Genomic DNA, 9342 nt, shown 5'->3' with positions numbered 1-9342 from the left:
CGGCAAGGAGCTGTTGGCGTTCGACGGTCATGGGGCCCACCACGAGGACCAGCTGGTGCAGGCCGCGCGCAAGGTGATCGACTCGGGGAAGTCCACGATCGAGGCGCTGTCGTGCGATCTGCTCGACTGCGACCTGCGCGCGGCGGTGATCGCCCCGCTGCCCGGGGCCGAGGCCGCGCTCGCCGCGCTGACCGGTCAGTCGCCCGCGCCGCCCGGACTGGTCCAGGCGACGGTCGAGACCGCCCGCTGGGTCGACACGCAGCTCGCGCTGCACGAGCTGGACTCGTCCCGGGCGCGGCTCGCCCAGGCCGAGCTGCGCGCGTTGCGGGCACAGATCAGCCCGCATTTCATCTACAACGCGCTGGGCGCGATCGCGTCGTTCGTGCGGACCGACCCGGAGCGGGCACGCGAGCTGCTGCTGGAGTTCGCGGAGTTCACGCGATACTCCTTCCGGTCGCATGGCGAGTTCACGACGCTGGCCGAGGAGCTGAGGTCCATCGATCGCTATCTGATCCTGGAACGGGCCCGGTTCGGGGAGCGGCTTCGGGTCAGGCTGCGCATCGCGCCGGAGGTGTTGCCAGTGGTGCTGCCGTTCCTGTGCGTGCAGCCGCTGGTGGAAAACGCCGTGCGGCACGGGCTGTCGCAGAAGCCGGGTGGCGGGATGGTCAGCATTGACGCCCGGGACGCCGGTGCGGAGTGCCACATCACGGTGGAGGATGACGGGGTGGGCATGGATCCGACGTCATTCATGGAGGGCGACCACCATGGTTTGTCCAATGTGGACGACCGGTTGCGCGCGCTGTTCGGCGACGAGTACGGGCTCGTGGTGGAGACGGCCGTCAACGAGGGGACAAAGGTGAGCATGCGCGTGCCCAAGTTCCACCCTTCGCTGCGAGCGGGGGCCGCATGATTCGAGTATTGGCGGTAGACGGCTTCGACAAGAGCTTCGGCAAGAGCTTCGACAAGAGCTTCGGCAAGAGCTTCGGCAAGAGCTTCGGCACGGTGGAGGCCTTCGCGGGAGAGGCGGTCCCGTCGTGATCAGGGTCTTGGCGGTAGACGACGAGGCGCCCGCCCTGGACGAGCTGGCCTACCTGCTGCGCGCCGACCCCAGGGTGTCCCGGGTGTATACGGCCAGCGATGCGACCGAGGCCTTGCGCGCACTGCGCGACGCGGATGTCGACGCGGTGTTTCTGGACATCCGCATGCCGGGGCTGGACGGCATGGAGCTCGCGCGGGTGCTGCGGCGGTTCGCGCGCCCGCCCGCGATCGTGTTCATCACGGCATACGACAACGCCGCGGCCGACGCGTTCGACCTGGGCGCGGTGGACTATGTGCGCAAGCCGATCCAGGCCTCGCGGCTGGCCGAATCGGTCCGGCGGGTGATCGCCTCGCTGGCCCTGCCGTCGGACAAGAAGGCCGACGAGCACGAGGATCAGGTCATCCCGGTGGAGCTGGCCGGCACGACCCGCATGCTGCCCCGGTCGTCGGTGAGATGGGTGGAGGCGCAAGGGGACTACGCGCGGCTGCACACGGCCGACGGGTCGCACCTGGTGCGCGTGCCCCTGGCCACGCTGGCGGAGCGCTGGTCGGAAAGTGGGTTCGTGCGGATCCACCGGTCCTATCTGGTGCAGATCCGGCTCATCGACGAGCTTCGGTTGGCCAATTCGGGCTATGTCGTGCTGCTGGGGGATGTGGAGCTGCCCGTGTCGCGGCGGCACACGCGGGACCTCAAGGATCGGTTGGTCCGCGCGGCCAAGCAGGATTGGACCCGCTGATGGGCCGGCGGATGCGGATCGTCATGCGGGATCTTGGTCGCAGCCGCCCACTGTCGCCCGAGCTGTCCGACGCGCTCATCAAGGGGCTGATCCAGGCGCAGTTGCGGCTCGCGTTGCGGCTTTCGCTGGTCGTGGCCGTGGGGCTGGGCGGGCTGCCGCTGCTGTTCCATTTCGCGCGGCAGATCCATCCGGCGGTGCCGTGGGTCCTGCTCGGTGTGCTGGCATATCCGTTCCTGTTCCTGGTGGGGTATGCGTATGTGCGGTTCGCCGAGCAGAACGAGCGCGACTTCGCGGCGCTGGTGAAGCGTGATACCTAGCCCATACACCGTTCCGGCCATCATCGTGGTCACGCTGGCCACGGTGATCATCGGTGCGTACGGGCTGCGGTTGGCGCGCACCACGTCGGACTTCCTGGTGGCGTCGCGGACCGTTTCGCCGCGGTGGAACGCGGCGGCGATCGGCGGGGAGTATCTGTCGGCGGCCAGCTTCCTGGGCGTGGCCGGCCTGATCCTCAAGTTCGGTGTGGACGTGATGTGGTACCCGGTCGGCTTCGCGGCCGGATATCTTGCGCTGCTGTTGTTTGTCGCGGCACCGCTGCGGCGGTCGGGCGCGTTCACGTTGCCGGACTTTTGCGAACTGCGGCTGCGGTCGCGGCGGTTGCGCAAGCTCGCGACCGCGTTCGTGGTGTTCATCGGGTGGCTGTATCTGGTACCGCAGATGCAGGGCGCGGGGCTGACGTTGCAGACTGTCGCCGGGGGGCCGTATTTCCTTGGCGTGCTTTTGGTCGGCGTGCTGGTTACGGCGAGCGTGGCGCTCGGCGGCATGCGGTCGATCACCTTCGTGCAGGCGTTCCAGTATTGGCTGAAGCTGGTCGCGCTGGCCGTGCCGGTCTTCTTCCTGCTGCTGCACTGGGCGCCCGGCCAGCCGGTGGCGGAGCCGGTGTTCCCCTCGACCGTGACGGTCCACTTTGAACAGTCCGTGATTTTGAACGATTCTCATATGGTACCGGCCGGAAGCACGCTGACCTTCCAAAAGGGTGAGCCGGTTCCAAGCGTGTCCAATGTGGAGCGCGCGGACGGGCTGGACTGGCTGATGCCCGGCGGGCAGGGGTTGTTCGCGACCTATTCGCTGATCCTCGCGACATTCCTGGGCACGATGGGTCTGCCGCATGTGCTGGTGCGCTTCTACACCAACCCTGATGGGTCGGCCGCACGGCGCACGACCCTCGTCGTGCTCGCGCTGGTGGGCATGTTTTATTTGTTCCCAACGCTTTACGGGGTGCTCGGCCGGATCTACACCCCGCAGCTGCTGATGACCGGCCAGACCGACGCGGTCGTCCTGCTGCTGCCGAGCGCGGCCCTCGGGAGCGGGCTGTTGGGCCAGTTGCTCGCTGCGCTCGTGGCCGCGGGCGCGTTCGCGGCGTTCCTTTCCTCGTCGTCGGGCCTCCTCACGAGCGTCGCGGGCGTGCTGTCCACCGACGTGCTCGGGCGGGGCTCGGTGCGCGACTTCCGCCTGTCGGCCATCGTCGCGGGGATCGTGCCCATCGTGTTGGCGCTCAACGTTTCCGGGCTCGAAGTCTCGCGCGTGGTCGGCATGGCCTTCGCCGTGGCGGCGTCCAGCTTCTGCCCGCTGCTCGTGCTGGGCATCTGGTGGCGCGGGCTGACCGACATCGGCGCGGCGGCCGGAATCCTCGCGGGCGGCGGGGCCGCCATCGGCGCCGTGCTGCTCACCGTGCTCGGCCCGACCCTGCCCGGCTGGATCGACGTGCTCGTCGGCCAGCCCGCCGCCTGGACCGTGCCGCTCGCCTTCGCCGTCATGGTGACCGTTTCCCTGGCCACCCGGCACCGCCTGCCGCCCCACGTGGCCACCACCATGCTCCGCCTGCACGCCCCCGATCCGCTGCGCCGCGACCACGCCCTCTGAACGAGCCCCATTGCATTTAGCCTGAATGGCATTTGGCTAGCTGTTCCATGCGGCCGAGACCGGCTCTGCCGCTAGTCGACAGAACCCGCAGGGACGATCCACTGCGTGGGCTGCCCGGTGATCTCGGAGATGATGTCGAAGTCGCGATCGTAGTGAACGACGATGGCGCCGTGGACCTCCGCGGTGGCCGCGATGAGCAGATCCGAGACGCCCGGCCCACGGTGTTGTCCCCGCTTGACGAGTTCTCGCTGGACGTGTCGGGCACGGTCCGTTGCGCTCTTGGTGAGCGCGAGCTCTTGATAGAGGGAGCGTCGATCTGCATCCACAGAATCGAACTCAGCGATATTCCTGGCGCTGTATCCGATCTCCAACTCGACGATGGCGCTGGTGGCCAGGAGGCCGCTGTCGTCAAGGTGCTCCAGCGCGGCCTGCACCGCAGGATTGCGTGGGACGCGGGCCAAGGCGCTCTTATCGAGGAGATACAGCGCGGTCACTGCCACGCGCCCGCCATGACGCTCTCGTCGGCGAGGTCTGGTCCGCCCGCACTGTTGATCAAACGCTTACGTCGCTCGGCCTTGCGCTCGGCCTCGGTGATCGCCGCTCGCAACGCCGCGTGAATCGTGTCCTTCTTCGTCGTCGTTCCCAAGACCTTGGCCGCTGCCTCGGTCAACTCGGTATCCAGGTCGATGACTGTCTTCATTTCAAGCTCCCAGTATCCGCTATCCGTGCTGTATATACAGCATATATACGCAGTATCTTGCACGCCAGGCTTGAAGCCTCTCTATCCGAGGGCCAGAGGCGGGCCAGGAGGTATCGCGCAGACGTCGTGCTTTGCCGCGACGCGGCATCAATCAAGCTGTGCGAGCGGGTCGGCGTGCGCAGGGAGGCGCAGCTCCGCGAGGACCACCGGGCCAAGGGGCGAATCGACCGACAACGTCATCTACGGTGCGCTCAAGCGGGAGTGGCAGGCTTAGTTGCGGTCCAGCCAGGCTTTGAAGGCGTCGAAGGTGTAGTCGCGGCCCAGGAAGTCGCGCACGAGTTGGGCGGCCGGGGCGGAGCCGCCCGCCGCAAGGACCGCGGTGCGGTAGCGAGATGCGGGGCCACGGGCCAGGAGGTCGTCGGGGTCGAACGCGGTGAACAGGTCTTTGGCGATGACCAGCGACCACATGTAGGTGTAGTAAATGGCCGAATATCCATCCAGGTGGCCGAAAGACAGGTGCATGTAGGTGCCGTCGATGTGGGCGAAGGGGATGTGCCGGGCCCGCATCTCGATCTCGACCTGCAGCGGGTCGAGTCCGTCCGGGTCGCGCCGATACAGCTCCAGCGACAGTGAGGCGTAGAACATCTGGCGCCGCACGTGCAGGCCCTTGCCGAACTCGTCGGCGGCGCGCATCTGCTCGACGAGCGTGGCCGGGATCGGTTCGCCGGTCTCATGATGCAGGGCGAACCGCTGCAGTGTGGCCGCGTCGTTGGTCCATTCTTCCAGCAGCTGCGAGGGCGCCTCGGCGAAGTCCCACTCGGTCTTGATGCCCGACAGCGCGGCCCAGCGCTGGTGCCCGCCCAGCACGTGGTGGATGAGGTGGCCGAACTCGTGGAAGAACGTGTTGACCTCGGTGTGCTGCAACAGGTCTCCCGGCTGGGGCAGGTTGCACAGCAGCACGCACTCCGGCACCCGCCGGCCCGCCTTGCCGACGGTCAACGAGAACATGGCCGCGTGGCTGAACTTGTCGGCGCGCGGGTGCATGTCCAGGAAGATGCGGCCCAGCAGGCGATCGCCGTCGAACACGTCGTAGACGTCGACCGACTCGTGCCACACCGGGATGTCGGGCCGGGCGGCGAACCGCACCCCGAACAGCTGCTCGGTCACGGTCATCAGGCCCTGCTTGACCCGGCTGTATTCGTAGTACGGCCGCATGGCCTGCGAGTCGAAGGTGAACCGCTCGGCGCGCACCCGGTCTTCAAGGTAGGCCGTGTCCCACGGATCGACCGCCTCGGCCGACGGGTCGTCGACCCGCTTGCGCGCCAACAGCATTTCGTAGTCGCGCAGCATGCGATCCTGCGCCGCGGCCGAGATGCGCTCGATGAAGTCGGCGGCCGCGCCATCGCTGCCGATCATCTTGTCCTCGGTCACGTATTGCGCGTAGGACCCGTAGCCCAGCAGCCCGGCGAGCTCCCGGCGCAGGGCCAAAAGGCTTTTCAAAACCTCGATATTTTGTGGGTACCCGCGAAGGTTGAACTGCCGCCACAGGGACTCCCGCGCGCGTGCGTCGGTCGCATACGACATGAAGGGGATGTAGTCCGAATAGTCGGTGGTGATCCGGACCAGCCCGTCCTCGCCGGCCGGATGCGCCCGGACGTAGTCGGCCGGAAGACCATCCAAAGCCGACAGTGGCAGCTCGACGGCGCGCGTGCCGGTGTTGATGTTGCGCTGGAACGACTGCCCCACCGACACCAGCTCCTCGCGCAGTTGCCGCACCCGCGCCCGGGTCGCCTCGTCGCGGTCGACCCCCGCCCGCCGGAAATCGCGCAGCAGCCGGAACAGATAGTGCTGTGTCGCGCTGTCCGATCCGGACGCGTCAACGGCCCGGAGCCGTTCATAGATGCGCACGTCGAGCGAGATGTCCGTGAGCAGCTTGTCGACCGCCTGCTCGGCGGACTCGCCCGCGGCGCGGTTGGCCGCGCCGGGATGGAATTGCGAGACGGCCTTGGCCAGCCGGCGCACGTCGTCGAGGCCCGAGATCAGCTCGTCGAACTCGTCCAGCAGGTCCTCATTGGACGCGGGACAGTCGATGAACCGGGCCACGCCCGCCCGCCCGGCCGCGATCGCAGCGTCGGCGTGCGCGGTGAACTCCTCCGGGCTCGAGGTGGCCAGGCGTGCTGCCGCAGACTCAGACATGACGTTCCCTTCGCTCAACAGGACGCGTGCGGGCACGGCCTGTCCGCCAAGGATGCCACAGGCCGCTCGCGACCAGGGGGCATGACGATGGAAAGCCACCTTCCACGCGCCTGTCATCGGCCTGCCGCTGGGCTCTCGTGCGCCTGCGAGAAGCACCGGGGCGGGTGCGGCTCCGGTATAAACGTGCGAGTGAATCTTCGCTTGGCAACATCCGCTCTGGTGCTTGTCGTGGCCTCGACCGCGTCGGCCATACCGCAGGCCCGGCCGGTGATGGCGGCGTCCGGCCAAACGGCCGTGACCGACCCCGTGCCGCTGCTCGAACTGACCAACCCGCAGGGCATCCATTTCTACACGCTGTCGCGCACGGAAGCCGACACCGCGGTCGCCGGGCACGGGTTCCGGCTTCACCCGAGCCGAGTCGGATATGCGCGCCAAGCGGGGTTCCCCGGCTCGCACCCGCTGTTTCGGCTGGCCAAGGTCAACGGGCCCGGCTGGTTGGTGACGCCGTCGGTGCAGGAGCGCGACCACCTCACCGCGTCGGGCCAGTTCCGTTACGAGGGCGTGCTCGGCTACGTCGCGGCCTCGCCCGCACCGGGCACGGCCATGCTGTCGAGGTTCAGCAACGGGGTCGAGTGGCGCCTGGCGCTGGAGGCACCGCACGGCAACGCCAACGAACTGACGGCCGCCGGCTACTTCCGTGACGGGCCGGTCGGATATGTTCACCCGCACTGGATCCGTGCGGGCGCGCTGTACTTCGGCACGTGGGACATGGAGACCCACCCGGCGATCCTGCGCGGCGGCCGCACCGAATTCGGGCGCGACTACGACGACTGGTGGGCCGGCGTGCGCGACTACTCGGGCCGGGACCCGTCCGTGCCGCAATACAAGGGAGTGTGGCCCGACGACGACTTCTCCGACCGCATGCCCGCCATCGGCTTCTACGACGACTCGCAGACCGCGACGGTCGAGAAACACATCACGCAGGCGACCTCCGGCGGGCTCGACTACTTCGCGTTCTACTGGTACTGGAATCCGCAGAAGCGGGCCGAGTCGCACGGCGTGGGCCTGCAGTCGTTCCTGCGGGCACGCAACCGGGCCACGATGGACTTCGCGCTGACCATCTGCGCGCACTCGTGGGACAACGGCGTGTTGAAGATCCCGGTCGAGCAGTACGACACGGTGGTCGCACACCTGGCGAACAACTATCTGAGCCAGCCCAACTATTTGCGGGCCAACGACGGACGGCGGATCGTGTGGCTGTGCGACACCCGCGGCATCGGCTCGGGCAGCGCCGCCGACGTCAAGGACTTCACGAACAGGCTGCGCGCCGCGGCGCGTACCAAATGGCAAGAAGAGATCCTTGTCTTGGCACATCAGGATCTGGGCCACCAGCCGGCGTCGGTGGGCGCCGACGGCGACTATTGCGCGGCGCCCTACCACGCGGTGCTCAGCCGCAGCTACCGGTCCTATGTCGACGGTCAGCGCAACGGGTTCGCCCACGGGTCACAGAACTTCGTGCGGTGCGTGATGTCGGACTTCGACGAGCGGCCACGCTATCCGATCACCAAGGAGCCCGCGAGCACGGTCTACTACTTCCCCGACCACTCGTTCGACCTGTTCGCCCGTGCGGCCCGCAACGCGTATGCCGATATCGCCGCCTCGACGCGCACCTCGGTCGTGGACAACTTCGTGCTCGTGTATGCCTGGAACGAGTGGCATGAGGGCGGCTACATCGAACCGAACGCCCGCGACGGCTCCCGGTATCTGGACATCCTGCGCGCCGAACTGCGCCTCACGGCTCAGTAGCGATTGCGGGCGCCCAGACGCAGCGACTGCCATGATCCGTCGGCGGCCCAACCGCCGTCGACGGACAATGTCACGCCGTTGACGAACCCGCTGCGGTCCCGGTCGGCCAGGAACGCCACGGCCTGCGCGACATCGTCGGGCGTGGCGAAGCGGGCAAGCGGCACGTGGTCGGTGATGTCGGCGTCGACGTAGGCGCCCTCGCCCTGCGACTCGTCATCCATCGGGGTCTTGACCCAGCCCGGACACACCGCGTTGACCCGCACGCCGCGCCCGGCCCACTCGACGGCGAGCGTGCGGGTCAGGCCGATCAGGCCGTGCTTGCTCGCGTTGTAAGCGGTCCGGTCGGCCACCCCGAACAGGCCCGCCACCGAGGCGATGTTGATGATCGAGCCCCCGCCGGCCGCGAGCATTTGCCGCCCGAACGCCTGGCACATCAGGAACGGGCCGGTCAGGTTGACGTCGATGACCTGGCGCCAGAGGTCGGCGGGGGTCTCCTCGGCGGGGCTGATGCACGCGATGCCCGCGTTGTTGACCAGCACATCGATGCGCCCATAGCGGGCCGACACCTCGCCGGCGAACGCCACGACGTCCGCATCGCTGGTCACATCGCCGGTGAAGCGCACGGCATCGTCGAACCGGGTGATCGGCTGGCGATCAAAGAGCGCCAGCTGGTACCCCTGGGAAAGCAAAACCTCGGCGATGCGCTCGCCGATCCCTTGCGCCGCGCCGGTCACGGCGGCCACCGGAGAAGTCATGAATCGCTACAGTAGTCCCCCGCAAACCCCGTCAGGCGAAGCCGTCCGTCTGTGGCGCGGGTGGGGCCGGGCGGGGCGACCCCGTGGGCTTGTGCGGGTTGGCTCCGTTCAGGCGAAGCCGTCCGTCTGTGGCGCGGGTGGGACCGGGCGCGGCGAACCCGTGGGCTTGTGCGGGTTGGCTCCGTTC

The 9342-nt window shown here is 68.0% G+C and carries 10 protein-coding genes; 6 read left to right on the top strand and 4 right to left on the bottom strand.

All coding sequences use genetic code 11. The features are described from left to right. The 5 genes from DM816_RS37110 to DM816_RS37095 form a co-directional block, all read left to right on the top strand. On the top strand, positions 1-910 hold a 910-nt coding region (locus tag DM816_RS37110), incomplete at its 5' end, for a sensor histidine kinase (RefSeq protein ID WP_117215185.1). Continuing rightward, the gene (locus tag DM816_RS45390; RefSeq protein WP_281274399.1) at positions 907-1038 is read left to right on the top strand and encodes a hypothetical protein; all 132 of its coding nucleotides are present in this window, start codon (positions 907-909) and stop codon (positions 1036-1038) included. The genes DM816_RS37110 and DM816_RS45390, both read left to right, overlap by 4 nt. Next, a complete protein-coding gene (locus DM816_RS37105; protein ID WP_117215188.1) occupies positions 1038-1775 on the top strand; it encodes a LytR/AlgR family response regulator transcription factor in 738 nt (245 codons plus the stop codon). Before DM816_RS45390 ends, DM816_RS37105 begins: the two co-directional genes overlap by 1 nt. A 23-nt stretch (positions 1776-1798) precedes the next feature. After that, positions 1799-2092, top strand: a complete 294-nt coding sequence (locus DM816_RS37100) for a DUF485 domain-containing protein (protein ID WP_425455322.1) — start codon at positions 1799-1801, stop codon at positions 2090-2092. After that, positions 2082-3698, top strand: coding sequence for a sodium/solute symporter (locus DM816_RS37095; protein ID WP_425455321.1), 1617 nt, complete (start codon positions 2082-2084; stop codon positions 3696-3698). The genes DM816_RS37100 and DM816_RS37095 overlap by 11 nt, the downstream gene beginning before the upstream one ends. A 71-nt stretch (positions 3699-3769) precedes the next feature. On the opposite strand, the gene DM816_RS37090 is transcribed toward DM816_RS37095, so the two are convergent. The 3 genes from DM816_RS37090 to DM816_RS37080 all read right to left on the bottom strand — a co-directional run bounded on the left by DM816_RS37090 (position 3770) and on the right by DM816_RS37080 (position 6594). Beyond that, positions 3770-4198, bottom strand: a complete 429-nt coding sequence (locus tag DM816_RS37090) for a PIN domain nuclease (RefSeq protein ID WP_117215184.1) — start codon at positions 4196-4198, stop codon at positions 3770-3772. Further along, entirely contained in the window at positions 4189-4398 is a 210-nt protein-coding gene (locus tag DM816_RS37085) for a type II toxin-antitoxin system VapB family antitoxin (protein ID WP_117215183.1), read from the bottom strand. Before DM816_RS37085 ends, DM816_RS37090 begins: the two co-directional genes overlap by 10 nt. Positions 4399-4668: 270 nt before the next feature. Further along, positions 4669-6594, bottom strand: a complete 1926-nt coding sequence (locus DM816_RS37080) for a M3 family metallopeptidase (RefSeq protein WP_117215182.1) — start codon at positions 6592-6594, stop codon at positions 4669-4671. A 201-nt stretch (positions 6595-6795) separates the two neighbouring features. Here DM816_RS37080 and DM816_RS37075 point away from each other — a divergent pair, with 201 nt between their 5' ends. Beyond that, positions 6796-8400, top strand: coding sequence for a glycoside hydrolase family 99-like domain-containing protein (locus DM816_RS37075; protein WP_162908221.1), 1605 nt, complete (start codon positions 6796-6798; stop codon positions 8398-8400). Here DM816_RS37075 and DM816_RS37070 read toward each other — a convergent pair. Then, complete coding sequence (locus DM816_RS37070) at positions 8394-9155, bottom strand: SDR family NAD(P)-dependent oxidoreductase (protein ID WP_117215180.1); 762 nt, start codon at positions 9153-9155, stop codon at positions 8394-8396. The two genes, DM816_RS37075 and DM816_RS37070, sit on opposite strands and share 7 nt — an antisense overlap. Positions 9156-9342 lie beyond the last annotated feature (187 nt).

Source organism: Allorhizocola rhizosphaerae (assembly GCF_003426775.1).
In the GTDB taxonomy this organism is placed as follows: Bacteria; Actinomycetota; Actinomycetes; order Mycobacteriales; family Micromonosporaceae; genus Allorhizocola; species Allorhizocola rhizosphaerae.
The sequence above is the reverse complement of the archived record's forward strand: the minus strand, read 5'-3'. Positions and strand labels throughout refer to the sequence as shown.